19 protein-coding genes and 1 pseudogene are annotated in these 25,299 nt (G+C 71.8%); 12 read left to right on the top strand and 8 right to left on the bottom strand.

The genetic code is table 11. From position 1 onward, the window contains the following. The first annotated feature begins 405 nt into the window (after positions 1-405). Together ABZ194_RS19720 and ABZ194_RS19725 are read left to right on the top strand one after the other, a co-directional pair. Positions 406-579 (top strand): BldC family transcriptional regulator, encoded by a 174-nt coding sequence (locus tag ABZ194_RS19720; RefSeq protein ID WP_355598317.1) that lies wholly within the window; start codon positions 406-408, stop codon positions 577-579. Between the two features lie 93 nt (positions 580-672). Further along, a pseudogene (locus ABZ194_RS19725) lies at positions 673-783 on the top strand (succinate dehydrogenase/fumarate reductase iron-sulfur subunit); the annotation flags it as partial. A gap of 226 nt (positions 784-1,009) precedes the next feature. On the opposite strand, the gene ABZ194_RS19730 reads toward ABZ194_RS19725, so the two are convergent. Next, positions 1,010-4,183 carry a CHAT domain-containing protein gene (locus ABZ194_RS19730; RefSeq protein ID WP_355598167.1) on the bottom strand — a complete coding sequence of 1,058 codons (3,174 nt, stop codon included), beginning with the start codon at positions 4,181-4,183 and terminating at the stop codon, positions 1,010-1,012. Between the two features lie 103 nt (positions 4,184-4,286). On the opposite strand from ABZ194_RS19730, the gene ABZ194_RS19735 reads away from it, so the two are divergent. The 3 genes from ABZ194_RS19735 to ABZ194_RS19745 all read left to right on the top strand — a co-directional run bounded on the left by ABZ194_RS19735 (position 4,287) and on the right by ABZ194_RS19745 (position 6,248). Continuing rightward, on the top strand, positions 4,287-4,850 hold the full coding sequence (locus ABZ194_RS19735; RefSeq protein ID WP_355598169.1) for a hypothetical protein: 564 nt from the start codon (positions 4,287-4,289) through the stop codon (positions 4,848-4,850). A 121-nt stretch (positions 4,851-4,971) separates the two neighbouring features. Further along, positions 4,972-5,358 carry a hypothetical protein gene (locus ABZ194_RS19740; protein WP_355598171.1) on the top strand — a complete coding sequence of 129 codons (387 nt, stop codon included), beginning with the start codon at positions 4,972-4,974 and terminating at the stop codon, positions 5,356-5,358. Then, positions 5,355-6,248, top strand: coding sequence for a hypothetical protein (locus ABZ194_RS19745; RefSeq protein WP_355598173.1), 894 nt, complete (start codon positions 5,355-5,357; stop codon positions 6,246-6,248). The genes ABZ194_RS19740 and ABZ194_RS19745 overlap by 4 nt, the downstream gene beginning before the upstream one ends. A 56-nt stretch (positions 6,249-6,304) precedes the next feature. Here the strand turns inward: ABZ194_RS19745 and ABZ194_RS19750 are convergent, their stop codons facing one another. Both ABZ194_RS19750 and ABZ194_RS19755 read right to left on the bottom strand, forming a co-directional pair. Beyond that, positions 6,305-6,862 (bottom strand): Clp protease N-terminal domain-containing protein, encoded by a 558-nt coding sequence (locus tag ABZ194_RS19750; RefSeq protein ID WP_355598175.1) that lies wholly within the window; start codon positions 6,860-6,862, stop codon positions 6,305-6,307. Positions 6,863-6,864: 2 nt separating this feature from the next. Further along, positions 6,865-7,098, bottom strand: coding sequence for an RNA polymerase subunit sigma-70 (locus tag ABZ194_RS19755; RefSeq protein WP_271220101.1), 234 nt, complete (start codon positions 7,096-7,098; stop codon positions 6,865-6,867). Between the two features lie 126 nt (positions 7,099-7,224). On the opposite strand from ABZ194_RS19755, the gene ABZ194_RS19760 reads away from it, so the two are divergent. The 3 genes from ABZ194_RS19760 to ABZ194_RS19770 all read left to right on the top strand — a co-directional run bounded on the left by ABZ194_RS19760 (position 7,225) and on the right by ABZ194_RS19770 (position 11,663). Continuing rightward, positions 7,225-8,988, top strand: a complete 1,764-nt coding sequence (locus ABZ194_RS19760; protein ID WP_355598178.1) for an ABC transporter ATP-binding protein — start codon at positions 7,225-7,227, stop codon at positions 8,986-8,988. Then, positions 8,985-10,730: an ABC transporter ATP-binding protein gene (locus ABZ194_RS19765; RefSeq protein WP_355598180.1), complete on the top strand. Its 1,746-nt coding sequence runs from the start codon at positions 8,985-8,987 to the stop codon at positions 10,728-10,730. The genes ABZ194_RS19760 and ABZ194_RS19765 overlap by 4 nt, the downstream gene beginning before the upstream one ends. Before the next feature lie 276 nt (positions 10,731-11,006). After that, the gene (locus ABZ194_RS19770) at positions 11,007-11,663 is read left to right on the top strand and encodes a hypothetical protein (RefSeq protein WP_355598182.1); all 657 of its coding nucleotides are present in this window, start codon (positions 11,007-11,009) and stop codon (positions 11,661-11,663) included. A gap of 146 nt (positions 11,664-11,809) precedes the next feature. On the opposite strand, the gene ABZ194_RS19775 is transcribed toward ABZ194_RS19770, so the two are convergent. Beyond that, positions 11,810-13,870, bottom strand: a complete 2,061-nt coding sequence (locus ABZ194_RS19775; RefSeq protein WP_355598184.1) for a prolyl oligopeptidase family serine peptidase — start codon at positions 13,868-13,870, stop codon at positions 11,810-11,812. Between the two features lie 83 nt (positions 13,871-13,953). Here ABZ194_RS19775 and ABZ194_RS19780 point away from each other — a divergent pair, with 83 nt between their 5' ends. From ABZ194_RS19780 to ABZ194_RS19795, 4 genes are read left to right on the top strand one after another with little or no spacing between them, the layout of a single operon-like run. Then, complete coding sequence (locus tag ABZ194_RS19780; RefSeq protein WP_355598186.1) at positions 13,954-15,426, top strand: hypothetical protein; 1,473 nt, start codon at positions 13,954-13,956, stop codon at positions 15,424-15,426. Continuing rightward, the gene (mshB, locus tag ABZ194_RS19785) at positions 15,423-16,331 is read left to right on the top strand and encodes an N-acetyl-1-D-myo-inositol-2-amino-2-deoxy-alpha-D-glucopyranoside deacetylase (protein ID WP_355598188.1); all 909 of its coding nucleotides are present in this window, start codon (positions 15,423-15,425) and stop codon (positions 16,329-16,331) included. The genes ABZ194_RS19780 and mshB overlap by 4 nt, the downstream gene beginning before the upstream one ends. 5 nt (positions 16,332-16,336) lie before the next feature. Then, positions 16,337-16,783: a DUF6113 family protein gene (locus tag ABZ194_RS19790; protein WP_355598190.1), complete on the top strand. Its 447-nt coding sequence runs from the start codon at positions 16,337-16,339 to the stop codon at positions 16,781-16,783. 48 nt (positions 16,784-16,831) lie between these two features. Beyond that, complete coding sequence (locus ABZ194_RS19795; protein ID WP_355598192.1) at positions 16,832-17,290, top strand: hypothetical protein; 459 nt, start codon at positions 16,832-16,834, stop codon at positions 17,288-17,290. On the opposite strand, the gene ABZ194_RS19800 is transcribed toward ABZ194_RS19795, so the two are convergent. From ABZ194_RS19800 to ABZ194_RS19815, 4 genes are all read right to left on the bottom strand, one after another. Beyond that, positions 17,280-19,817 (bottom strand): penicillin acylase family protein, encoded by a 2,538-nt coding sequence (locus ABZ194_RS19800; RefSeq protein ID WP_355598319.1) that lies wholly within the window; start codon positions 19,815-19,817, stop codon positions 17,280-17,282. The genes ABZ194_RS19795 and ABZ194_RS19800 overlap by 11 nt on opposite strands. Before the next feature lie 120 nt (positions 19,818-19,937). Next, complete coding sequence (locus tag ABZ194_RS19805) at positions 19,938-21,329, bottom strand: cysteine--tRNA ligase (protein WP_355598194.1); 1,392 nt, start codon at positions 21,327-21,329, stop codon at positions 19,938-19,940. Between the two features lie 16 nt (positions 21,330-21,345). After that, positions 21,346-23,193, bottom strand: coding sequence for a sigma factor-like helix-turn-helix DNA-binding protein (locus ABZ194_RS19810; protein WP_355598196.1), 1,848 nt, complete (start codon positions 23,191-23,193; stop codon positions 21,346-21,348). Between the two features lie 49 nt (positions 23,194-23,242). Further along, positions 23,243-25,297 carry a UvrD-helicase domain-containing protein gene (locus tag ABZ194_RS19815; RefSeq protein ID WP_355598198.1) on the bottom strand — a complete coding sequence of 685 codons (2,055 nt, stop codon included), beginning with the start codon at positions 25,295-25,297 and terminating at the stop codon, positions 23,243-23,245. Between the last annotated feature and the right edge of the window lie 2 nt (positions 25,298-25,299).

Consider the following 25,299-nt stretch of genomic DNA (forward strand, 5'->3'; position numbering starts at 1 on the left):
ACCCCCCCCACCCCCCCCGGGCCGCGCCCTAACCCCGCCCGCGCCGGCGCGCAGCCCCCCGTAGCGCGCCGTCGCGTCCCTCGCCGTGCGACCCGGGCCGGAGGGGACCCGGGCCGCACCTCGCGGCCCCCTCTCGGAAGGGGAGAGGGCCGCACCCCAGCGCGGCCCTCTCCCGGAGGGGGAAGAGGGCCGCCCGCACCGGCCGGACCGCACCCACGGCCCGGCCGGTGCACCCCCAAACACCCCGCCACGCTCGCCGTACACGCCGAACTCCCCGACCACGCCCGCCCACACCCCCCCAACCCCCCCAGGAGAGATCCCCCCGTGAAAGGCATCAAGGTCATCGGTGGTGACGGCTCCGCCCTCATCACCCCCTTCCCCGCTCTCCCGCCCCGGTTCGAGGCGCTGCTCACCCCGACCGAGGTCGCGACCCTGTTCCGTGTCGACCCCAAGACCGTCACCCGCTGGGCGAAGGCGGGCCGACTCACCAGCATCCGCACCCTCGGCGGACACCGCCGCTACCGCAGAGCAGAAGTCCTCGCACTCCTGGCAGGCAGCACCCGGAAACGCGACGAGTAACGAACCGCCGCCCCGGGATGTCCCCTCCACCCCCGGGCGGCTCGTGATTCGGGATCTCATGCTGCTCCGGTTCACCCCCACGGGCGTGGGAAGGACGTGTCGCCCGACATGTCCTTCCTGGAGATGCTCGACGTGCTCAACGAGCGTCTCATCCTGGAGGGTGACGAGCCGGTCGCCTTCGATCACGACTGCCGCGAGGGCATCCCGCTGGACGCCATCGCCCAGATGAACCGCGACTACCTCAGGGTGTCCAAGTAGGTCCCGTCGCCCCAGGGCTCGGCCATCCCCGTGGTGGCCGGGCCCTGGGGAGGATGATCGGTGGGACGAGGGCGATCGGCGGGACGCCGAGGCCGGGACGATCGGCCCGGCCGGTTACCCGCCGTCAGGGCGCGGAGTTCTCCTGCCGCGGCCGGGGCACGGGCCTCCTTCGTCACGCGCCCGTATAGATGTGCGCGGCCCACAGGCTCGGTAGACGGGGGTGGCGGTCGCGGATCGACCGTGTCGCCCGGTGCACACCGGCCCCCGCCTGTCCGGCGTCGAACCCGCTCGACGCGAGATACTCATAGACGTGTTCGGCGATCTCCGCGGCCACGGTGTCGTCGATCTCCCAGAGGGTCCCGACCACGTGCGGGTATCCAGCAAGCTGGAAGGCCGTGACGACGTGGATGGACTCGTCCGGCAGGTGGGGCGAGGTGACGGCCGTGCCACAGGCCGAGAGGTAGGCGAACTCCGAGTTCTCCAGGCGCAGCCGGGACACATCCATGACCCTGAGCGGCCTGTCGGCGTGGTCGTGGACCAGGAGATGGCTGTTGGACGGATCCGTGAGATCGCCGACGGCGTGACAGGCGAAGTGCGCCCAGGTGCCGGCCGGTAGGCGGGAGAGGACGGCGTCGTGGGTGGCGTCCTCCCCGATCAGTCCGGTCACGGCCGGAAAGAGCCCGGTGAGCTTCTCGAACTCCCGCTCGGCCCCGGGCAGGTCCGAGGCGCCGGGGGTGCGCGGCATGGCGATCACCAACGCGCGCGGGGGACGTGTCCCTCTCCACGCCGCTCGCCGTAGCCGGGAGTGGCTCAGTGCCCGTACGGTCGGGCTGTAGGAGGACACGACCAGGTCCATCACGGTACGGCGGCCCGGGGACGGCTCTTCGAGATGGTGGCCGGCCGCGTGCAGCGGAAAGTACGCCAGCGGACCGCAGGGCACCCACCAGACGCGCCCGTGGCTCTGGTCGCCCTCCACGGAGCCGGTCATCCCGAGCCGTTCGAGGACCGGCCCGGTGACGGTGTCCCACAGCCAGGCCAGCGTCTCGTGCATCACGCGCTCGGCCTTCCGCCGTTCGCCGAGCCCGAGAAGGTACGTCCGGTCGAGGGCGTCGCGCATGGCGGTGAGCCGGGTGTGAACGGTCGTTATGTTCAGTGCGGGAAGCTCCTGCACCCGCACACCGCCGGTGGTCAGGATGAGCGCGTCACACCGGTACCGGCTGACATTGATCATGATGATCGGGCCTTCGTGCGCCTCGGCGGCGAGCTGTGCCGCGTCGGGAAGCAGCAGGAACCTGCTCAGCCCGGGCAGCGTCCGGATGTAGGCGACCAGCCTCGCCAGTTTCTCGGCCAGCTCACGGCGCCGGTCCGGTTCGCCGTCCGACGGTTCTCCGGTCTCCTCGGCGTCGAGGCACACACACAGGTACGTGAACCGGGTCGCCAGCGTGGGATCCTGTTCTCGCAGGTCGGCGAGGTCGACGCGGGACTCCAGGGCCTGGGCGAGCAGCACCCCCCGGCCCATTTCGAGCAACTCGACGGCTCGGTCGGCCCGGCCGGCGTTCAGCGCGCAGGCCGCGGCGTCTCCGACGAGCTGTGAGTACACGGCCATCCATCGTGCCGCGTCGGCCCGGAGGAGACCGCGGGCGGCGAGGCGCGGCAGCAATTCGACGGCGACGGCGAAACCGCGCGTCGCGTGCTCCGCCCGGCCCAGGCGCATCGCGATCCTGCCCCACTCCCTCGCGGCCTCCACCCGGACCGCCGTCCTGGCGCTGTCCCGGGAGGCGGCGGATTCCAGAAGCTCGATCGCCTCCTCCATCGGTCGATCGTCACCGCTCGCCAGTCCGCGCTCCGCCAGCGACTGGGCGAGGTTGAACTCGCAGCGCGACCTCACCGGATCGTCGGCGTCGCTCGCGGCCACGGCGGCCCGTCCTGAGGTGATCGCCTCCTCCAGTGCGGCCGGGTCACCGGTGCGCTCGAAGTACCTGTTCAGCGAGGCGCCCAGATTCGTCAGTACCCCGGCCCGGAGGCGGCCTCGGGCCGAGGCCACCGCCAGCCGGTTGACCTCGACCGACTGGCCCAGGACGCGGGGATCGTCGGTGTACTCGCCCTCGACGCGCAGTACGAGGGCGAGGTTGGACAGGTACATGGCCCGGTTGGGGTGGTCGTGCGGCGTCGCCTCCACCGCGGCACGGCCCCAGGAGGCCGCTTCGCGCAACAGGGCGATGTCACCGGTCAGCTGGAAGCGCGATTTGAGCTCTCCGACGAGAGTCGACTGATACAACGGAGCGTCGGTATGGCCCTTCGGGAGGGCGCCGATCACCGCGCGTTCGAGGTCGATGGCCTCGTCGAGTGCGGACAGGTCCCCGGTGTGCTCGAACTGGGCCTGCAGGAGACTGCCGAGATTGTGCAGGCATCCCCACCGGGAGGTACCGGAAGGTGCCCCGTCGACCGCCCTGCGTGCGACGGCGATCGCCTGGTTGAGAACGGACTGGTCGCCGGTGCGCTCGAATCGGTGACGCAGCATGCTGCTGTGGTTGGTCAGGACGGACAGGGGCGCCGAGCCGCCCTGAGCGTGCGCCTCGGCCGCCGCGCTCACCTTGATGGCCTCCTCCAGCAGCGCCGCGTCGTCCGTGAGGCCGTACAGCAGCCCGAGCGAGAGGCTCAGGGCGGAGAGGGGAACGACGCGCTGGTCGTGACCCGGGGCCGTAGCCCGCACCGCGAGCCTGGCGGTGTCGACGGACTCCCTGAGCGGCTCCGGCTCGCCCGTGCGCTCGAAGAGGACCCGCAGACCGTTGGCCAGGGTGGACAGGTACATCCCCCTGTCCGGGTCGTCGGCGTATGCCTCCGCCGCCGCGGATCTCCCGGCCTCGACGGCCTCTTTCAGAGTGGCCATGTCCCCGGAGTGCTCGAAGAGGAACTGCTGGGCGCCGCAGAGAAAGGTCAGACGTCTCGCGCGCAGGGGATGCGGGCGGGGGGTGTCTCTCACGGCATTGCGTCCAGCGGCGACTGCCATCCGCAGATTGTGTGGGTCCCCTCCGTCGATCACCCATGAGTCGAGCGCCGTGAGGAGGAGCCGCCAGATCGCGTCGCGATCATCCGGCGTTCCGGTGGGCTCGGAGAAGCTGTGCAGCAGCGGTTCGGGCAGTGGCAGCCCGGATCGGAACTCATGGACCACGTAGAGCAGCGGGACGGCGGTCAGGAGTTCGCGCCGATTGCGCTCGTCCGTGAGGGCCATGGCCCGCTTCCAGTGCAGTAGCCCGACGAGGTGACAGGTTTCCAGGACGTCCCCGGCGTCTGTCGTATGGGCGAAGAGTTCGGCCGCCTCCAGTGGTGCCGCCGAATCCAGCAAACCGTACGGACTACCCTCGTCAGCCAACCTGGACTGGACGGCCGCCGCCCACCTTTTCCTCATAAACTGATCGTTCCACCGATGGTTCGGCAATACTTAGAGTATGCCGGATATAGCAAATGAATTACCCCATATTCTGTTGGAGGCCAGTGAAGCGTACATCCGGGCAGGCGGTGCCGCTCCACCTCCGCAGCTTCACCTGCTGGCCGAGGATCTGGACGTCCCCTATCTCGGGTATATGGTGTGCCGGCGTTTCTACCGCGGCGCCGACGCGGCCTCGGCCGTGGCCGACCTCGGGCTGCTGCCGTCGGTGCTGGTGGCCACGCGGATCATCGCCGTGTGGGAGGACTCCGACATGCGAACGGCGTTCGAGCTGTCGGGGGCGCCCTTCGCGACCGCGATGGTGATCCTCGATGCGCGACTCGACGGGCACACCCTCCACTGGCACCCGTTTGGTGCCGGGCTCAGTGCCCCGGACCACACTGGAGAGTCGGAGGTTGTCATAAAATGGGGCATTTCTAACAAATACGAAAATGTGGACCTCCTAGCGCCGTTCGCGGCCCTTCTCCAGGTGTGGCGAGAGTTTCGGAAGGACGACCTCGAACAGACGGTGACGCGACTTCGGGAGGCGGGTTACGAATTGAACTGGGCCAGAGCGGTGGAATGAGCGTTCCACTACTCTCGCGACCGTTTGGGGCATGGTCGGGAGCCGCGGTGGTCCTCCTCCGCTCCGTCCGCCACCTCAAGGTCATACTTGGTGCTTCCGACGACCCACAAGGAGGGCCCCCGTGGAGGCCGACATCCGCGTCAAGATCTCGGGCTTCTGCCGCGAACTCGGGGACGAGACCCTGCTGCTCCTGGCGCGGGAGGAGGGCAAGGAGCCGGTCTACCTTCGAGTGAGAGCGGCACTCGAATCAGGCCGGATGGACCGGGAATTCGAAGCCGATCTCGACGTGCTGAGTTCCATGGTGGAGGACTCCACCGGGCACGGTCTCTTCCCCTCCGCGACACGGGGCTATTCGCCGCTGCCCGGCATGTCCGGCTCGGCCGGGGCGCAGTGGTGGAGCTGCCCGCGAGACCGCTGCGCCGGTCGTGGCCGGGTGATGGCGGGGCGGCCCACCCCGGTCTGCGGGGTCGGCGGGGAGCCGATGACGGCGAAACCCCTGACCCGGTGAACGGATTCCTCGGCGAGATCGGGAAGAAGCTCGCCGAGCGCTGGGCGACGCTTCTGGCTCTTCCCGGGTTTCTGTACATGGCCGTGGCGACGGCCGCCCACACGCTGGGATGGGGACACGCTCTCGACATGGGCCTGCTGAGCAGGCGGATCGACCAGTGGGCGAGGAACCCCAGCCTGCAGTCGGCCGGCGGAGCGATGCTCATCGTCGTCGCGGTGCTGGCCGGCTCGGTCGCCGTCGGACTGGCCTCGGCGACCCTCGGCAGGCTCGTCTCACATGTCTGGACCCTGCCGGGCGGACGGCCGCCCGCCAGCTGGGTCGCTCAGTGGCGGAGAGGACGCTCGCGGCGGGCCAAGAGCGAGGCCGACGACCCCGGCGCCACGCCGGACCGGATACTCGCGGCCATCGATCGAGCCGATCGCGTCTGCCTCGTCGAAGCGGATCGGCCCACCTGGGTGGGCGACCGGCTCCGTGCCTGCAGGATCCGGGTCGAACACGCCTACGGGCTCGACCTCGACGCGGTGTGGCCCAGGCTGTGGCTCCTCGTTCCGGATTCCACCCGGACCGAGATCGCCGCCGCCCGCGACGCCTACTCCGCCTCCGCGCGTCTCATGGGCTGGGCCCTGCTCTACCTGCTCCTGACCATCTGGTGGTGGCCGGCGGCCCTCATCGGTGTGATCGTCGGTGTCACCGCCCAGATCAAGGCTCGCGACACCACCGGCGTTCTGGCCGACCTCCTCGAATCCACCGTCGATCTCCACGTCCGTGAACTCGCCACCCGGCTCGGTCACCCGGATTCCGGCGGCCCCCTCACCTGCGGGGAGGGCCGGACCGTCAGCGTTCTCACCCGCAAGTCCCGCTGGGACCCCGCCTCCCCCCTCGCGGACTGACGTGGGCGTTTGCGTCTTCTCGGAGGTGTGGTCAGGGCGCGGTCGGGGCGTGGTCCTCAGGGGAGTTCGGTGACGATCTCCTGGCGGAGGCTCGCCGGGTCGATGTCCGCGTCGGCGATGACGCGGCAGGCCAGGCCGCCGCCCCCGCGGAGGAGGCCGAGCAGGATGTGCCCGTCGGCGATGTGTTTGTGCCGCAGGTGCATTGCCTCGCGCAGGGACAGTTCCAGGGTCTTCTTCGCCCGGGGGTCGAAGGGTGTGTGGCGACCGCTGAGCAGGCCCCGCCGGGTCGTCACGGGTTCGCGGTCCAGGGCGCCGGGGCCGAAGGCGGCCTCGACCTTCTCCCGGATGGCCGACAGGTCGATGCCGATGGATTCGAGGGCGTCGGCGTCGAGCGCGTCCCCGGGTCTGCGGGGGACGAGCCGGACGACGGCCCGGTAGGCCCGGTCGTGGTCAAGACCGTGCCGGCCCAGCACGCGGGCCGACAGGGTGCCGGGCTGCTGGAGCAGGCCGAGCAGGAGGTGCTCGGTGCCCACGGAGCGGTGACGCAGCCGCCGGGCGTTCTCCTGGGCGAGGATCACCGCCTGGCGGGCGTCCCGGTGGAACCGTTCGAACATGATCACTTCTCCCGTCTCAACAGGCCCCGGCCGCCCGCGTACTTCTTGTGAACCGCCTGCCGGGTCACCTCCAGGCAGTGGGCGATCTCCTGCCAGGACCACCCCTGCTCCCTGGCGTTCTCCACCTGAAGGGCCTCCAGTCGATCGACCAGCATCCGCAGCGCCCGTACGGCCCGCAGGCCGACGGCCGGATCGCGGCTGCCGGCGTCGGAGGCCAGCTGTGCCGTATCGCTCATGTGTGTCAATTTAGGTTGACGCGACAGATCTGTCAACCTAAATTGACGCCTTCGCGTGCAGGCGGCGTCTCAAGGTCAGAAAACGGTTTGCCAGGTAAGGCTGGGTTTTGTCAGCCTGGAGGGGCTATGCGCTCCCTACCTGTCGGCGATCCCGGCACTCCTGACGCCCGCAGCCCGGCCCGATACCTGATCTGGGTGGCCCGCAGGCAGAGGGGCTACCTGCTCATCGGCATCGGCTACGCCACCCTGTGGTGGCTCACGATGGCGCTTGTGCCGGCCGTGATGGGCAAGGGCATCGACGCGATCACCGCCAAGGACGTGCCCGCCCTGCTCACCTGGGCCGCGGCGCTGTCCGGCCTCGGCGCCGTGCAGGCGGTCGCCGGTATCCTGCGGCACCGGATGGCCGTCTACAACTGGCTGAGCGCCGCCTACCGGACGGTCCAGGTCACCGTCAGGCAGGCGACCAGGCTGGGCGCGACGCTGCCCAAGCGGATGTCCACCGGCGAGGTGGTCAGCGTCGGCAACTCCGACATCGCCCACATCGGCCACGCGGTGGACATCCTGCTCCGGGGCGTCGGCGCGATCGTCGCCATCGGCGCGGTCACCGTCATCCTCATCAGGACCTCGACGCCACTGGGCCTGACCGTGCTGATCGGCGTGCCGATCATGGCCGCCGCGGTCGGCCCCCTGCTCAAGCCGCTGCACCGGCGCCAGCACGCCCACCGCGACCTGCAGGGCGAGCTGTCCACCCGCGCCGCCGACATCGTCGCCGGTCTGCGCGTGCTGCGCGGCATCGGCGGTGAGCAGGTCTTCGCCGACCGCTACACCGGCGAGTCCCAGCGGGTACGGCACGCCGGCGTGCGGGTGGCGGCCGTGGAGTCGGTGCTGGAGGGCGCGCAGATCCTGCTGCCCGGCCTGCTGATCGCCGGGGTGACCTGGCTGGGCGCGACCTTCGCGATCCGGGGTGAGATCACCGCCGGCCAGCTCGTCGCCTTCTACGGCTACGCGGTCTTCCTGATCGCCCCCCTGCGGACGCTCACCGAGGCGGCCGACAAGCTGACCAAGGGACACGTGGCCGCCCGCCGGGTGGTGCGCATCCTCCAGCTGGAGCCGGAGGTGACCGGTGGCACCGGCCATTCGGCCGGCGGCCTGCTCCGCGATGTGGCCTCGGGTGCCGGGGTCCGCCCCGGCGTGTTCACCGCCGTCGTGGCGGCCGTCCCGGAGGAGGCGGTCGCGATCGCCGACCGGCTCGGCGGCTACGCCGACGGCGACGTGGACTTCGGCGACGTGCCGCTGAGCACCCTGCCGATCGCTGAGGTCCGCAGCCGGATCCTGGTCGCCGACAACGACGCCAGGCTGTTCGCCGGTGCGCTCAGGGACGAGCTGGACGTCACCGGCCGCGCCTCCGACGCCGAGATCGCCGCCGCGCTGCGCGCCGCGTGCGCCGAGGACATCGCCGAGGCGCTCCCCGGCGGCCTCGACGGGCGCGTCGCCGAGTCGGGCCAGGAGTTCTCCGGCGGCCAGCGGCAGCGGCTACGGCTGGCCAGGGCGCTGACCGCCGACCCCGAGGTGCTCATCCTCATCGAGCCGACCAGCGCGGTGGACGCCCACAGCGAGGCCCGCATCGCCGGCCGGCTGGCCAAGGCCCGCGCCGGCCGGACCACGCTGGTCTGCACGACCAGCCCGCTGGTGCTCGACCGCACCGACCAGGTGATCTACGTGGAGGACGGCCTCGTGCGCGCCCAGGGAACACACCGGGACCTGCTGGCCGTCAACCCGGCCTACCGGGCCGTCGTCACCAGGGGAGAGGATCTCGCCGACGGGCGGGCGGCCGGACCCGGCGCGCCCGCCGCCGCCGGTTGCGGGGTACGGGGCGAGGAGAGCGCATGAGCAGGCAGATCCTCCCGGTCGCCGACCGGGCGCAGGTACGGGCGTACGCCCGCGGACTCACCCTGAAGTATCCCGGGGCGCTGACGGTGGCGCTGGGCCTGCACGCCCTGGCCGCCGTCGCCGGGCTGGCCGTGCCGTGGCTGCTCGGCCGGCTGGTCCAGAGCGTCCAGGACGGCAGCGGGGCCGACGTCACCGCGGTCGCCCTGGGCATCGCCGGTTTCCTGGTCCTGCAGGGGGTGCTGGTCAGGTTCGCCGTCTACGCCTCCTCCAGGCTCGGGGAGAAGGTCCTCGCCGAGCTGCGCCAGGAGTTCGTCGTCCGGGTGCTCGGCCTGCCGCTGTCCACCGTCGAGCGCGCCGGATCGGGCGACCTGATCAGCCGGACCTCCCGCGACGTGGACTCGCTGTCGCGCACCGTACGGCACGCCGTACCGGAGACCATGATCGCCCTGGTCACCTGTGTGATCACCCTCGGCGCGCTGCTGCTGACCGGGCCGCTGCTCGTACTGCCCTCGCTGCTGGCCGTACCGATCCTGTGGATCTCCACCCGGTGGTACCTCAAGCGGGCCCGGGACGGTTACCTGCGGGAGAGCGCCGCCTACGCGGACATGACCGACGGCCTGACCGAGACGGTCAACGGCGCCCGCGCCGTGGAGGCGCTGGGCCTGCAGGAGCGGCGGCACCGCCGTACGGACGCCGACATCGCCGAGTCGTGGGCCGCCGAACGCTACACCCTCGGGCTGCGCACGCTCTGGTTCCCGGCGGTCGAGCTCGGCTACGTCATCCCGATCGTGGCCACGCTGGTCGCCGGCGGCCTGTTCTACGCCCAGGGCTGGGTCTCACTGGCCCAGGTCACCGCGGCCACGCTCTACGTCCAGCAGCTCATCGACCCGCTCGACCGGCTGCTGATGTGGATCGACGAGCTCCAGGTGGGCGGGGCCTCCATGGCCCGGCTGCTGGGCGTCGCCGAGGTGCCCGACGACCGTGAGACCGGTCCGGACGTCCCCGAGGGGAGGGAACTGCTGGCCACCGGCGTCCGCTACGCCTATCGCGAGGGCCACGACGTGCTGCACGGCATCGACCTGCTGGTCGAGCCGGGGGAGCGGCTGGCCATGGTCGGCCCGTCGGGCGCGGGCAAGTCCACGCTGGGCCGCCTGCTCGCCGGTATCCACGGGCCGCGCGCCGGCTCGGTCACGGTCGGCGGCGCCCCGCTGGTCGCGCTCCCGCTGGACGACCTGCGCGGCCAGGTGGCTCTGGTGACCCAGGAGCACCACGTGTTCCGCGGCACACTGCGCGACAACGTGCTGATCGCCCGCCCGGAGGCCGGGGAGTCCGAGATCAGGGCCGCGCTGGAGGCCGTGGACGCCTGGGAGTGGATCGCCGCCCTGCCCGCCGGACTGGAGACGTCCGTCGGCTCCGGGGGCGAACCGGTCTCGCCCGCCCAGGCGCAGCAGCTCGCCCTCGCCCGGCTGGTCCTGGCCGACCCGCACACCCTGGTCCTCGACGAGGCCACCTCACTCCTCGACCCCAGGGCCGCCCGGTCCCTGGAGCGCTCGCTGGCCGCCGTCCTGGAGGGCCGCACGGTGATCGCCATCGCCCACCGGCTCCACACGGCCCACGACGCCGACCGGGTCGCGGTGATCGAGGACGGCCGGATCAGTGAACTCGGCTCCCACCACGAACTCGTCACGGCCGCGGGCTCCTACGCCGCCCTGTGGAGCAGCTGGCACGGCACGGCCGGCTGACCTCGCACCGGTCGGCCGGTTCGGGGGAACGGCGCGGCTCCGTCGCGGCCGAGTGGACCGGTGGGCTCGGCCGCGACGGAGCATGAGCCCGATGTCCGGTACGTGTGGCGACCGGGGGGCGTGACGGCCGGAGGCCCGAGGGCGGAGTTCTGACGCCCCGGCGAAGGTGAGGAGCCCGCCTACGGCTCGGAACGGCCGTGGAGGGCTACGATGATCCATCGCTGACAGTGGTCGGCCGAACGCGTGTAGTCACAACAGTGAAAGGGGTGCCACCTCGTGTCATCCGAATCGAACGAGCCCGTCGTGGGCGGCGTGGGCGCCGGGCGGCGTGTGGTGCTGGGCAGGTTCCTGGCCGCCGCCGCCTTCGTCGTCCCCGCCGTCCTGTCCGGCCCGGGTGCCGCCATGGCCTCGGCCTGCGGACCGTGGGCCCGCACGACCTCAGGTGTCGCCGGTTCGCATCCGGTGACCACCGTGGACAGGGTGCCGCCCGCGGACAAGGTGCCGTCGGCGGGAAAGCCGCGTCCCGGCGTCACCTCGTCGCCCGCACCGTCTCCCACGCCCGAGGCGCGGCAGCCGGGCGCGAAGCAGCCCGGCGGGTCGAACGCCGTGAAGCAGCCCGGCTCGAACGGCGGGAAGCAGCCCGGTGGGTCGGACGGGGTGAGGCAGCCCGGCTCGAACGGCGGGAAGTCGCGGAACGACAGTGAGAGCGCGACCGGCAGTGGCAGGGGCGGAGGCAGGGACGCGGGCAGGGGCGGCGGCAAGAACGGCGGCAGGAGCGGGGACACCGGCAGAAAGGACGCCGGCCGCGTCGACCGGGCCGACGACCCCGACGACTCCGACGTCCCCAACGACGGCAGGGAGGCCGCCGGCCTCGACGGCAAGGTCGGCAAGGTCGTGAGGAAGCCCGCCGAGGGCTGGGGGCGGTCCGGCTAGGAGAGGACCTCGGAAAGACCCTTTCCGCCCGCTGGGCCGGGGACACGCGTCCCCGGCCCACCACGTCGAAAGGGGCGGTACCGCCCCCTCGCCGATTCAGATGGTTCAGGTGGGAAATCTCCTGGTTCGGAGGGGAGCTCTCCGGATCAGGCGAGGGCTCTCTTCAGGAAGTCGACCTGAAGCAGCAGCAGGTTCTCCGCCACGACCTCCTGGGGGGTCATGTGGGTGACGCCGGAGAGCGGCAGGACGGTGTGCGGGCGGCCCGCGGCCAGCAGCGCTGAGGACAGGCGCAGAGTGTGGGCGGCGACCACGTTGTCGTCGGCCAGTCCGTGGATCAGCATGAGCGGGCGGTCCAGCTTCTCGGCGTCGGCGAGCAGGGACGGCGAGTCGTAGTGCCCCTCGTCCGGGTGGCCGAGGTAACGCTCGGTGTAGCAGGTGTCGTACAGGCGCCAGTCGGTCACCGGGGCTCCGGCGATGGCCGCGTGGAAGACGTCCGGACGGCGCAGTACGGCCAGGGCCGCCAGGAAACCGCCGAAGGACCAGCCCCGGATGCCGACCCGGGACAGGTCCAGGTCGTCGGGGAACTGCGCGGCGGCGCCCTGCAGGGCGTCCACCTGGTCCTCCAGAACGGGTGTGGCCAGGTCGTGCAGGACGCTCCGCTCGAACTCCGGCCCCCGCCCCGGGGTGCCCCGGCCGTCGGCCACGACCACCGCGAAGCCCTGGTCGGCGAACCACTGACTGGTCAGGAAGGCGCCCGAGGCGGCCAGGACGCGCTGGGCGTGCGGCCCGCCGTAGGGGTCCAGGAGGACCGGCAGCCTCGCCGAGCCCGGCACGTGCCCCGACGGGAGGAGCACGGCGGTGGCCAGGTCGCGCTTGCCGGTGCGGATCAGGGAGACCCGCAGGTCCAGGCCGGGCCGTTCGGCGTGGGAGACGATGTGGCCGACGGGCTTGCCGTGGTGGAGGACACGTGTCACCGCCCCCTCGTCGCCGAGGGTCTGGCCGGTGACCACGAGGGTGCCGCCCGCCGTGTGGCCGTTGTAGACGCCGCTCTCGGCCGGGCTGACCAGCGTGATGCCGCCGTCCCGGTAAGCCCACAGGGCGATCTCGGTGGGCTCCCCGCTGGCGCGGAACAGCACGGCGTCGCCGTCGACGTCCAGGATCTCGCGGACCTGGAGGGAGGGCGGCGTGACGGGCTCGTCGCCGATGATCAGGCGGTGACCGCCGCCGTCGGCGGCGACCCAGACCAGGCTGCCGTCGGACAGGTGACCGGGGACGCCGACGACGATGTCGACCCACGCGGGGTCGGTGTCCTCGCGGACCACGGTTGAGGTGCCCGTGTCCGGGTCGACGGCGAGCAGGCGCATGGTCTTCTGATCGCGGGTCAGGGTGACGATCGACAGGCCGTGGGTGTCCCAGGAGGCGGTGACCAGGTATTCGTCGTCGAAGGGGACGGGGACGCGGGCACCGCTAAGGGTCAGCACGAACAGCTCGACCGTGGCGTTCGCCGTACCGGCCGCGGGGTAACGCTGCTCGGTGGCGGGCCTGGCCGGGTTGGCCGGGTCGGCGATGTGCCACTTCTCCACCGGGGACTCGTCGGCCCGTTCGACCAGTACCGCGTCGCCCGACGGGGACCACCAGTAGCCCCGCATCCGGTCCATCTCCTCGGCGGCGATGAACTCGGCCAGGCCGTACGTCACCCCGGGCGACTCGGGGCGGGCCAGCGTGTGGTCGACCTCGTCCTCCAGGTCCTGGACGTGGAAGGCGCCGCCCGCCACGTAGCCCACGTGGACACCGTTCGGGGAGACCCTCGGGTCGATCACCGCCCCGGGGGTTTTCAGCCGGCGTACCCGCCGGGTCTTCAGGTCGGCGACGTACAGTCCGCCGGAGAGCGCGAACACCGCGGTGGTCACCGCGGCGTCGGTGCTGTAGGCGACGATGCCCCCGGCCTGCTCGCGGCTGCGTTCGCGGCGTGCCCGTTCCTCGGGAGGCAGGTCCTCATCATCGACGGCCATGGCACGCGGGTCGGCGATCAGCCGCTCGGTGCCGCTTGCGACGTCGAACTCCCACAGGCAGGTGACCGGGTCGGAACCGCCTTTCGTCCTCAGGAAGACGATGCGTGCGCCGTCCGGGGCGATGGTGAATCCACGCGGAACGCCAAGGGTGAATCGGCGGGTTCTGGCGTGGAGACGAGGAAAACTCTCACTCATGTGAGTCATCTTGCCAGTTCCAACTGTATCGCGGTTTCCTGATGATGCCCCAAAGGGCCTGATCTTCCAAGAAACTTGGACGAGTGACGCTTACCACGCGAACTCTTCGCTCTCCTGCGATACCCGCCATACTGGCGTTCGCGATCGCGCTCTGGAGAATCGACGTCCCCTCCTTCTGGCGGGACGAGTCGGTGAGCGTCATGGCGGCGACCATGCCGCTCGGCGAACTATGGGAACTGCTCCATCACATCGACGCCGTTCACGCGCTGTACTACCTCCTGCTGCGGCCGTTCGCCGCCTTCGACGGGGAGTTCGCGGCCCGGCTGCCCTCGGCGCTCGCGGTCGCCGCCGCCGCGTTCGGTGTCGCGGCCATCGGGCGCAGGGCGGCGGCGCCCCGGACGGGGGCTGAGGCGGGGACGGAGGCGAGGCCGGAGGCGGGGGCTGAGGCGGGGCTGTTCGCCGGGCTGGTCTACGCGGTACTGCCCATGGTCAGCCGCTACGGGCAGGAGGCGCGGAGCTACGCCCTGGTCAGCGCGGTGGCGGTCGCGGCCACCTGGGTCCTGCTCGGTGAGCGCCGGTCACGCTATGCCGGGTACGGCCTGCTGGTGGCCCTCCTCGGCTGGCTCCACCTCTACGCGCTGCTCCTGCTGCCCGCGCACGCCGTCATCGTCGCCCGCGGGCGCGGGCGTGGGGAGATCGTCCCGTGGTCCGTCTCGGTGGCCGGGGCCGGGCTGCTGCTCGCGCCGCTCGCGGTCGTCGCCTCCGGGCAGCGCGACGAGCAGCTCTTCTGGCTGAAGGTGCCGGGCCTCGGCGACCTGGCGGGGTTCGGCGTGGAGATGGTGGGGGGCGGGCAGCCGTGGCGGGCCACGCCCCTGCCCGCGCTCCTCCTGGCCCTGCTCGCCGCCTTGGCCCTGCTCGGGGCCTGGTACGGCCGGCGGTCCCGGACGGAGGCGGTGGCGGAGGCGGGGACGAGGACGGTGGCGGGGGCACCGTCTCCGGTGACGGTGACGGTGACGATGGTGGCGGTGCCCTGGCTGCTCCTCCCGGTGGCGCTCTCCTTCCTGATCTCCCAGGTGTATCCGGTCTACAACGCGCGCTACGTCATGTTCGTGCTGCCGGCCGTCGCGCTGCTGGCGGGGGCGGGCCTGGTCGCGCTCCGCCGCGCCCCGCTCCGCTGGGCGGTCCTCGCCGCCCTGGTGGCCCTCTCCGCCACCGCCCACCTCGCCGTCCGCGGGCCGTCCGCCCGTCCCGACGACCTCCGCGCCCTGGCGGCGGAGCTGAGCGTCCGGGAGCGGCCGGGCGACGCCGTGCTCTACATGCCCGAGCGCTTCCGGCTGTTCGTCGCGGTGTACGGCGAGCCGTACGACAGGCTGGGCCCGCCGGGGCCGGGGGCCGACCGGGTGTGGCTGGTCTCGCGGCGTGTCCTGGGTACCGAGTGGCTGGAGGATCCCCGGCTGAGGGAGCTCAAGCGGGACTTCCGTAAAACTGGTCAGACCCGGATATCCGGGGCGGTTCGCATCACCCTCTACACCAGGCGGTTACCCTCGGAGGCATGAATGACCGCCGTCTGCTGCTCGTGCACGCCCACCCCGACGACGAGACGATCGGCAGCGGGGCCACCATGGCCAGGTACGCCGCCGAGGGTGCCCAGGTCACGCTGGTCACCTGCACGCTCGGTGAGGAGGGCGAGGTCATCCCGCCCGAGCTGGCCCACCTGGCGGCCGACCGGGAGGACACCCTGGGCGGGCACCGCGTCGGCGAGCTCGCCGCGGCCTGCGCGGCCCTCGGCGTCACCGACCACCGCTTTCTCGGCGGACCCGGCCGCTGGCGCGACTCCGGCATGATGGGCGTCGCCTCCAACCACCGCGCCGACGCCTTCTGGCAGGCCGATCTGGACGAGGCCGCGGCGGAGCTGGTCAAGGTCATCCGTGAGGTACGGCCCCAGGTGCTCGTCACCTATGACGAGAACGGCTTCTACGGCCATCCCGACCACATCCAGGCGTACCGCGTCTCCTGGCGGGCCTTCGAACTGGCCGCCGACCCGGCGTTCGGCGAGGGTGAGCCGTGGCGGATCGCCAAGTTCTACTTCACCGCGATGGCCAGATCGGTGCTGCGCCGGGTCGCCGAGGCGATGCGCGAGGCCGACCTGCCGTTCCTCACTGAGGACACCGTCGACGACCTGCCGTTCGGCTGCGCGGACGAGGAGGTCACCACCGAGATCGACGCCCGCGCCCAGGTCGGTCGGAAACTCGACGCGATGCGGGCGCACGCCACCCAGATCAGCGTGGACGCGCCCTGGTTCGCGCTCTCCAACAACGTCGGTCAGGAGGCGCTCGGGGTGGAGCACTTCATCCTGCGCGCGGGGACGGCGGGGGCGACCGGTCCGTCAGTGGCGATCGAGGTGGGAGGGCTCGGCGAGCCGTACAAGCTTGAAGACGATCTCTTCGCCGGGATCGACTAGCCTCGATGGTTGTGACGGAGCAGGCCCAGGAGGTGGAGCGGCCCTCGGAGGGCGTGATCACCGCGGCTGTGTACGCCGTGCTCGTCATGCTCGGCCTCGTGATGGGGGTCGTCGGGGCGTTCCAGCACTCGTGGTACGTCTGGCCCGTCCCGGTCTCGGCCGGCGGCTGCGTCCTGGTGCTGTTCGCCGTCTGCTCCGGCGCCGGGCGGGCGATGCGCGGCAGAGCGGCGGCGCTGGTGCCCGCGGCGGCCTGGCTGGTGGTCACAATGCTCTTCCTGGGCGGCCGGCCGGAGGGCGACGTGGTGATCGCCAACAACCTGGCCGGCTACCTCTACCTCTACGGCGGTCTGGCCGCGATCCTGGCGGCCGTCCTGCTCACGCCCGCCTCGGGCGGTGGCTCCTGGCTCCTGCGCCGGCCCCCGTACGGCTCACGCCCGGCCGATCCGAGGTAAGCCCGTACGGGCCTGTCGCGGCCCGATCCGATGGCGGACAATCCCGGTATGCAGCGGTCGCATCGGATACGCCGGACACTCAACTACCTGAACCTGTCGACGCCGCTGGGGTTGCTGGTGGCACGTCTCGGCCGGGCCCGGACGAAGCCGGGGCCCGGCGGGCTGATCCTGGCGTACGGCTACCGCGTCCCGTTCCCGCCTGCCGGGGCGTTCACCGTCGGCAACGTGGTGCTGACCAGGTGGGAGGAGGGCTATCTCAGCGGCGGCCTGCTCAGGCACGAGGACCGGCACGCCTCCCAGTACATGTTCTGCGCCGGCCTGCCGATGCTCCCGCTCTATCTCGTGGCGATGGCCGTCTCGGTGCTGGTCTGCGGCGACCAGGCGTCCTGGAACCTCTTCGAGCGGCTCGCGAACCTGGAGGACGGGAACTACGTCCGCAGATCGCCCTGGTGGCTCCGCGGGAGGTCCCCGCGCGGGAACGGGAGGGGTTCGGGGGTCAGGGGGTGAGGGTCAGGATGTGGACGGCCGCCTTCCTGACGGCCTCCTCGCCCGAGAGCATGGGGATGGTCTTCCCGCTCGCCCAGAGCGACGCCTGGTCCCAGTAGTTGTCGTGGAAGGCGTGGCCGGACGCGCCGGTCAGGTTGATCCACCGGGACCTGTCCAGGTCGGCCAGGTCCACGATCATCCGCATGGACGGCAGCCAGTCCACCGAGTAGCCCTCCTGGACGTTCCAGCCGGCGGCGTTCACCGCGTCGTCGTTTCCGGGCACCGGGAACGGGCCCCGGTTGAACAGCCACTCGACCGGGCCGATCCCCGAGGCGCCGAACGTCTGGCTGGTGAGCCTGAGGGTGTGCAGGTCACCCCAGCGCCAGCTCTTCACGTCGGGGCCGAGACGGGCGGTCAGCTCGTCGTAGGCCAGCGCCATGGCACGCCGGAGCATGTCGTCGCGGGTCTCCGCCCGCGGGGTCCGCGTGTCGTCCCAGAACGGGTCGTCCTCCTTGTCGAGCATGACGCGGACCACCTCGAACCAGCGGTCGCCGCCGGTCGGCAGGGCACCGGCCGGCAGGTCGTCGTTGAAGGTCTCGACGAGCAGGTTCCGCCAGACGGCGTTGAAGTACATCGCCGCGCCCGAGCCGGCGTCCTGGGAGCCGTCCCAGCCGGCCAGCAGATCCAGCGCCTCCCTGGCGCCGCCGGTCACCTTCAGGGCCGTCAGCCTGGGCGTCAGGAACTCGGCGAAGCCGTTGTGCGTGTCCTGCTGCACCCTGCTCATGGTCGCGACGTCCACCTTGCCCTTCTTCAGCTCGGCTTTGAGGCGGTCCAGGATGCGCTGGGAGCGGTAGCCGTACGACCAGTCCTTGGTGATCATGTGGGGGTAGCGTCCGGGGTCGACGACCGCGTTGTTGGCGGTCACGATGTATCCCTCGGACGGGTTGTAGACGCTGGGCAGGTCGTTGAAGGGAACGACGGACTGCCAGCCGTACTCCCCGGTCCAGCCGGGCACCGGCCAGGTGCCGTCGCCCTGGGTCCGCACCGGGATCCGGCCCGGCGCCTGGTAGCCGATGTTGCCCTGGACGTCGGCGTAGACGAGGTTCTGCGACGGGACGTCGAACCTGCTCGCCGCGGCCCGGAACTCCGGCCAGTCGCGTGCGGCGTTGAGCTCGAAGATCGCGTCGGCGGTCCGGCTCGGTTCCAGGGCCGTCCACTTGAGCGCGACCGCGTCCGCCCGCTCCTTGAAGATCGTGGCCGCCCCCGGCAGCGTGTTCCTCGCGCCCGGCATGACGTCGGAGATGATCGGCCCGTGCATGGTGTCGCGGACCCTGAGCAGCACCGGGTCACCCCCGGCCACCTGGATCGTCTCGACCCTGGTGGTGAGCGGTTTCCACTCGCCCATGAACAGGTAGGAGTCGTCCTTCACCCGCTCCAGATACAGGTCGGCGACGTCCGGGCCGAGGTTGGTGAAGCCCCAGGAGATGCGGTCGTTGTGACCGATGACGACGCCGGGCAGGCCGGCGAAGGTGAACCCGGTCACGTCGAACGGGCACGCGGCACTCCTGGCACGGCAGTGCAGCCCGGCCTGGTACCAGATCGAGGGCAGGGCGGCCGACAGGTGCGGGTCGTTGGCCAGCAGCGGTTTGCCGGAGGTGGTGTGCCGGCCGTCGACGACCCAGGAGTTCGAGCCGATGCCGCTGCCGCCCCCGGGGTCGCCCATCAGGCTGGGAACGGCCCGGATGGCCTCGGAGGCCCGGGTCAGCGCGGCCGGGTCCGGCGGTGCCGGATCCGGTGGTGGGGCGTCCTTGTGCGGTTCCTCGTCCTGGTTGAATCCGTGCTCGGTCACCGACCCCCGGGTGACGATCGGCCGGTGGGTCTCGAAGGGATAGCCGGGCCAGAGTTGCTCGACCCGATCGCGGGGCAGCCTGCTCGCCGCGAGCGCGCGGCCGATCTCGTCCGACAGGTTGGAGCGCAGGTCCCAGGCCATGGCCTTGAGCCAGGAGACGGAGTCCGCGGGGGTCCACGGCTCGGGCTGGTAGCCGGAGTCGGTGAATTTGAGCAGTCCGTACTCCAGGCTCTTGCCGATCGAGCCCCGGTGCTCCTCCAGCCAGGAGTTCACGCCCTTGGCGTAGGAGTCCAGGTAGCGCCGGGTCTGCTCGGAGAGCATCGGCAGCTCCCGCTCGGCGACCCTCCGCCAGCCGAGGGTCCGGACGACCTTGTCCTCGACGAGCGTCGAGGGGCCGAACATCTCCGACAGCCGTCCCGCCGTCACGTGCCGGCGGAAGTCCATCTCGAAGAAGCGGTCCTGGGCGTGGACGTAGCCCTGGGCGAGGAACAGGTCCTCGGGGGAGTCCGCATAGATATGCGGAATGCCGGTTTTATCGCGGTAAACAGTGACTCTTCCCATTAAGCCTTCCGCCTTGAGCTCACCGGAGAGCTGGGGAAAGGACGCGCGCACGGCCCATACGCCGGCCCCGGCGAGGGCCAGCCCGAGTATCACCAGAACGGTCAGCGCCCGTGAGAGCCACCTGAGCGGGCGAGGCATCCAGGCATACGGCTGGAACTTCACAAACACCTCCCATACCGCGTGTTTGAACAAGTTTGGCAGTACCTTGACGCCAAAAGGCCCCTTTCAGGCCCACGAGTACGCCGTCCCCGGGCCCCCTCAGTCCCGCAGGTCCGACCAGGTCTGGCCCTCGGGGGTGTCCGCGACCCGCACCCCGAGGCCGGCCAGTCCGTCGCGGAGACGGTCGGAGGCGGCCCAGTCCCCGGCCTCGCGCGCCCGCAGGCGCTGTTCGAGCAGCTCGGCGGCGCCCGGTGGGAGGCTGCTGGATCTGCCGATGTCGGCCGAGAGGTCCAGGCCGAGGATGTGGTCCAGATGGAGGAACGCCTCGAAGCGGGAGCCCGGCGTGGCCGAGTCGTCGAGCTCCAGCTCGCGCAGCAGGCGCAGGGCCAGCGGGGTGTCGAGGTCGTCGTCGAAGGCGGCCTCGATCCGGGAGACCCGCTCCACCGGCATCGGGCGGCTCGGCGACTCCGCCCACCCCGCGACCCGGGAACGCCAGCGCCTCAGGGTCTGGTCGGCGGCCCGCAGGGTGTCCCAGGTGAGGTTCATCCGCCGGCGGTGCCGATGCCCCAGCAGGGCCAGCCGTACGGCCAGCGGGTCCAGGCCCGCCGCCGTCACGTCGGAGAGCAGGACCACGTCGCCGGTGGACTCGGCCATCGTGCGCCCGTCGAAGAGCAGGTGCTCGCCGTGGACCCAGTGCCCGACCACCTCGTGCCCGGCGGCGGCGTCCGACTGGGCGCGCTCGTCCTCGTGGTGCGGGAAGCGCAGGTCGATCCCGCCGGTGTGCACGTCGACGCGCTCTCCGAGGAACCGCAGCGACATGGCGGAGCACCCGATGTGCCGGCCGGGAAGGCCCCGGCCCCACGGGGCCTCCCAGGCCGTCTCACGGTCCGAGGGTCTCCACAGGGCCCAGTCGGCGTGGAAGCGCTTGCGCGGGTCGGCGCCCTCGGCGCGGTGGCCGGTCCTCAGCCGGTCGAGGCGGTTGCCGGAGATCTCGCCGTAGCCGGGGAAGGACGCCGCGTCGAAGAAGACCGGCCCGTCGGGGACGGCGTAGGCGTGCCCCTTGGAGATCAGCTTGGCGATCATCTCGACCATCGGGCCGATCGTCTCGGTCGTCCTGGGGGAGTGCTCGGGGGGCCGGATGTTCAGCGCGGCGGTGTCCGCCAGGAAGGCGTCCTCGTAGGACCGCGCGATCTCCGGCGCGGTCCGTCCCCCGGCCCGCGCCAGGGCCGGGATCTCGTCCTCGCCCCCCGGGGCGATCTCGGCGTCGTCCACCAGGTGCTCGGCGTCGGTGATGTTCCGGCAGACGACCACCCGGATCCGGTTCCGCTCGCAGACCCGCCTGATCAGGTCGGAGAGCAGGTAGGAGCGGAGGTCGCCCACGTGCGCGCGGCGGTGGACGGCCGGCCCGCAGGTGTACATCCGCATTGATCGGGCCCCCGGGGGGACGACCGGTTCGATCTGGCGGTGCCGGGTGTCATACAGCCGCAACATGATCCGAGCCTACTTCTCAGGTGGGGCCCTCCAGGAAGGCCAGGATGTCGCGGTCGCCGCGGTCGCGGAGCCGGGCGACGACGTCCTCGCGGGCCGCGCCGTCGGGCAGGCCGATACGGGCGCCGATGAGACGGACGCCCTCGGCCTCCGAGGTGACCGGCGCGGTGTAGCCGATCAGGTGCAGCGCCCGGTTCAGCGCCGGCAGGCCGGGCGCGGCGGCGGGCAGGTAGCGGGTCAGGAGTTCGCCGCCGTCGGAGACCGTCAGGAAGACGTGGTCGCCCTCGGCCGCGTTGGCGGCGACCAGGATCGGGCGGACCGACCCCATGGTCGGCTGGTTGTGCCAGCTGATCACCACGTCGCCCGACGGGGTGGAGGCGGTCAGCTGGCCGCCGGGGGCCATGCCCAGATGCGCGGCGAAGCCGGTGGGCAGCGGGGAGCCCGAGCCGCGCAGGTGCTCGGCGTTGACGTCCACCCGGTGCCACCAGCGCCCGTCGCGGCTGCGGAAACAGCGACGGGTCGCCGAGACGTCCCGGCGCGGCTGGTAGTCGGCCTGCTCGGCACCGGCCACCCGGATCCAGCCGCGCTGGGTGCGCTCGAAGCCGGGGCCGCCCGCGTAGGCGCGGACCGAGCTCTCGCTCACGTCGTAGCGCGAGGTGAGGTTGGTGACGATCGTGTTGACCGACGCCTCGCCGTTGGCCCGCTCGATCTCCCGGACGATCATCTCCCGGATGCCCAGGTACTGCTCGCCGCCCCAGCGGGTCAGACCGTACTTGTTCCGGTCCAGCCGCAGGAAGCGGTCGTCGGCGGTGAGCTGGTTCCGGATGCCGACGAGACTGTAGTCCTCGCCGATGCGCTCCTGGATCTCCTCGGGGGTCAGCGCGCTGCCGGTCACCGCGAGCACGGCCTCGGCCTTGTCGTTGACGCTGCGCGGCCACGGCACCACGTGCCTGTCCAGGAGCCGGAGCTGCGGTACGGCGATGAGCCACCGCTCGGCCACGTCCTCGCGGATGCCGAGCTGGCTGACCAGCGTGACGGCCTCCTCCAGGGGGCGGGGCCCGTCGGTGAACAGCTGCCGCGTCTTCTCCCGCAGCTCGTCGGCGCCGCCCGCCACCAGCCAGCCGTCCACCTGGTCGTAGCCGGTCAGCAGGGTCCGCACGAACCGCCAGGCCGGGATCCCCAGGGTGGCGAGGTCGCCGCGGTGCCACGGCACCGCGGCGGCCAGGTCGTCCGCGGGCACCGCGGAGCCCAGCCGGCCCCGCAGCCAGGACACGTGGGCGACCAGCGGGGCCGCGTCCTCACCGGCCAGCCAGGACTCGACGTGGTCGCGCAGGTCGCGCTCGATCTGCCGGATGCGCTCCCTGGTCACCGAGAACCGCTGGGCCAGGTCGTCGAGCGTGGCCCGCTGCGAGGCGTACAGCCGGTCCCTGGCGATGGCCCGCTGCCGATCGTCCAGGGCCGCGAAGACCTCATTGATCAACTCGGGCAGCGGCCGGTCGGGCCGGGTGGGACGGACCTGGGCGACGCTCTCCTCGGTGACGGGTTCGAGGAGATGCTCCAGCACGCCGGTGAACAGTTTGTGCACCACCTCGCGCCCCAGCCCCTCCGGCGTGCGGACGCTCGCCGCCGGGTCGGCGAACCTGAGCAGAGGCAGGACGTCGCCGAGCATCAGGTGTCCCCAGCACGTCAGGGCCAGATCGGCCAGACGTCCGGCTATCTCTGAGGTCCCGATGGTGGAGCAGGCCCGGTCGAGCGGAAGCGCCTGCCACCACGCCTCGGGGAGACGGGGGTCGTTCGCGATGGGCGCTACCTGGCCGGGAGAGGTCCAGCGCAGGGGTGGCGCGATGTCGCTCAGGCTGAGGTTCATTGGGGTCCAACCGGCAAAGGGGAATATATCCGCAGTTCAGAGTATGTGGTCAGGTGGGAAGGAAGGGGCTGGCGCGCCCGGAGTGAGAGACGTAGAGAAGCTCCCTGGCCCGGGTGCAGGCCACGTACAGCAGGCCGCGCTCGCGCTGGAGGTCGTGTGCCCGCGCCCCCGGATCCTCGTCGGCCGGGGTGAGGGAGTCGGGGGCGGGCACGATGCCGTCGGCCACGCCGATCACGGCGACCCGGCGGAACTCCAGCCCCTTCATGCCGTGCAACGTCGTCACCCTCACCCCCAGCTCACGCAGGGCGGTGCGGGCGTCACGCACCAGGCTCGCACTCCTGGCGGCCACCCCGATCTCCCGGGAGGGCACCCCGTCCTTCACCCACTGTCCCACCTGTGCGACCAGACCGGTCAGCTCTTCCTCCGGTGAATCGTAGGCTCGGACCATCGGCCGAGGCCCGTGCCGCGTCGCGCGGAAGCCGTACAGTTCCTGGACCACGTCCACCAGCCCGTCGGCGGGGCCGCCTCCGCGCAGCCGTACCCCCCAGGAGAGGATCTCCTGGGGAAGCCGGTACGACACCTGCAACCGGTGCCTGGTCGCGTCGATCCCGACGGAGCCGAGCGTCACCCGCGTGTCGAAGATGCGCTGGTGCGGGTCGCCCACGATGAACAGGTCGTCGCGGGCGTACGGCACCGCCGCGCGCAGCAGCCGCCACTGGGCGGGGTGCATGTCCTGCGCCTCGTCCACCACGATGTGCCTGTACGGCTCCCGCCTCGGCTCGTCCTCCAGCAGATCCCCGCTCGTCCGGCCGAGCAGCCGGGACGCCTCGGCGGCCAGCTGGAGCAGGGTGCGCTTACCGCGCTCCCGCAGCCGTCCGACGACGTGCTCCATGGCCCGCCAGGCGGCGACGCGCTCCGGACCCGACAGCTCGACGCCGCGCCCGGCGCGGGACGCGCCCAGATACTCCTCCAGGGTGCGCAGGTTCTGCGCCAGCACCACCTGTTCCCATTCGCGCAGCAGGAAGGCGGGACTGTGGCCGGTGTCCGTCTCCCGCCAGAGCGTGGTCAGCTCGGCGGCCCCGGCCAGCGCGGGCGCCCGGCCCTCTGCGTCGGCGACGACGCGGTGGGCCAGCCGGTCCACGTTGCCGACCTCGACCCGCCCGCGGATCACCTCGTCCTCGATCAGGACGTCCAGGCGGTTGGCGAGTTCGGCGCTCAACTGCTGGGAGAAGGTGACGAGCAGGATCGGACCGGCTCCGCGCCCGGCCAGGAAGGCCGACCTGTGCAGCGCGACCAGGGACTTGCCGGTACCCGCGCCGCCGATCACCAGCACCGGCTGCTCGTAGGACTCCCCCTGGGCCAGCCGGTGCTGCGGCGGATGCAGGAACACGCACCAGTCGGGTGCGTCGAGCACGTGGTTTAGCTCGCGAGGGCTGCCGACGAAGACGGCGCGGTCCGGGCTGCGCCGCAACGCCGCCGCCAGGTCCTCAGGATCGACCGGGTCCTTGCTGGGAGCGATCGCGCGGCACGCCTCCAGCTCCCGCCAGGCCCCGGCCACCGACTCCCCCCTGGCCAGCGCGGCCAGCGGCTCGTACTGCGTCGGGGGCAGCAGCGGCTCCAGCGCCTCCAGGATCAGCTCGTCGGTGATCTGCCGGACCAGCGGCAGGAACCGGTGGTCGATGCCGAGCGCGGTCATGTCGGTGTCACAGATGCCGGAGAAGAGCCGGGCGGAGGAGGACTCGGCGGCCCTGCGCACGGCGGGCTCCACCCGCTCCAGCGCCGCGGCGTCCCACACCTCGACCACGCCGAGCGCGGTGTTGACCCCGAAGCGGTGACTTCGCGCGTAGACCGACGCCTCGGCGTCCGGTAACACGGTCAGCAGCCAGTAGACGTCCCGCTGCTTGACCACGACCCCGCGGTGGCCGCCGGCCAGGCGCAGGGTGGCGACCCGGGGATCCCTGGCCCCCCTGACACGCTCCGGGTACGGCGCGCCCGCCACGTTCTGCATGAATCGGCGCACCGCGACCACGACGTCCTGGCGCACCGGCTTGGCCAGGGCGCCGAGTTCCGCTGGGAACTCCGGGGAGATGGCGAGTCGGGGCATCG

Source organism: Streptosporangium sp. NPDC006007, assembly GCF_040614315.1.
Classification (GTDB): domain Bacteria; phylum Actinomycetota; class Actinomycetes; order Streptosporangiales; family Streptosporangiaceae; genus Streptosporangium.

What these genes read in the sequence shown, in the direction of transcription:
- ABZ194_RS19735 (WP_355598169.1), top strand. Translation starts at nt 4,287, where the DNA reads ATGCCGGATATAGCAAATGAATTACCCCATATTCTGTTGGAGGCCAGT.
- ABZ194_RS19750 (WP_355598175.1), bottom strand. Translation starts at nt 6,862, where the DNA reads ATGTTCGAACGGTTCCACCGGGACGCCCGCCAGGCGGTGATCCTCGCC.
- ABZ194_RS19755 (WP_271220101.1), bottom strand. Translation starts at nt 7,098, where the DNA reads ATGAGCGATACGGCACAGCTGGCCTCCGACGCCGGCAGCCGCGATCCG.
- ABZ194_RS19760 (WP_355598178.1), top strand. Translation starts at nt 7,225, where the DNA reads ATGCGCTCCCTACCTGTCGGCGATCCCGGCACTCCTGACGCCCGCAGC.
- ABZ194_RS19765 (WP_355598180.1), top strand. Translation starts at nt 8,985, where the DNA reads ATGAGCAGGCAGATCCTCCCGGTCGCCGACCGGGCGCAGGTACGGGCG.
- ABZ194_RS19775 (WP_355598184.1), bottom strand. Translation starts at nt 13,870, where the DNA reads ATGAGTGAGAGTTTTCCTCGTCTCCACGCCAGAACCCGCCGATTCACC.
- mshB (WP_355598188.1), top strand. Translation starts at nt 15,423, where the DNA reads ATGAATGACCGCCGTCTGCTGCTCGTGCACGCCCACCCCGACGACGAG.
- ABZ194_RS19790 (WP_355598190.1), top strand. Translation starts at nt 16,337, where the DNA reads ATGGTTGTGACGGAGCAGGCCCAGGAGGTGGAGCGGCCCTCGGAGGGC.
- ABZ194_RS19795 (WP_355598192.1), top strand. Translation starts at nt 16,832, where the DNA reads ATGCAGCGGTCGCATCGGATACGCCGGACACTCAACTACCTGAACCTG.
- ABZ194_RS19800 (WP_355598319.1), bottom strand. Translation starts at nt 19,817, where the DNA reads ATGCCTCGCCCGCTCAGGTGGCTCTCACGGGCGCTGACCGTTCTGGTG.
- ABZ194_RS19805 (WP_355598194.1), bottom strand. Translation starts at nt 21,329, where the DNA reads ATGTTGCGGCTGTATGACACCCGGCACCGCCAGATCGAACCGGTCGTC.
- ABZ194_RS19810 (WP_355598196.1), bottom strand. Translation starts at nt 23,193, where the DNA reads ATGAACCTCAGCCTGAGCGACATCGCGCCACCCCTGCGCTGGACCTCT.
- ABZ194_RS19815 (WP_355598198.1), bottom strand. Translation starts at nt 25,297, where the DNA reads ATGCCCCGACTCGCCATCTCCCCGGAGTTCCCAGCGGAACTCGGCGCC.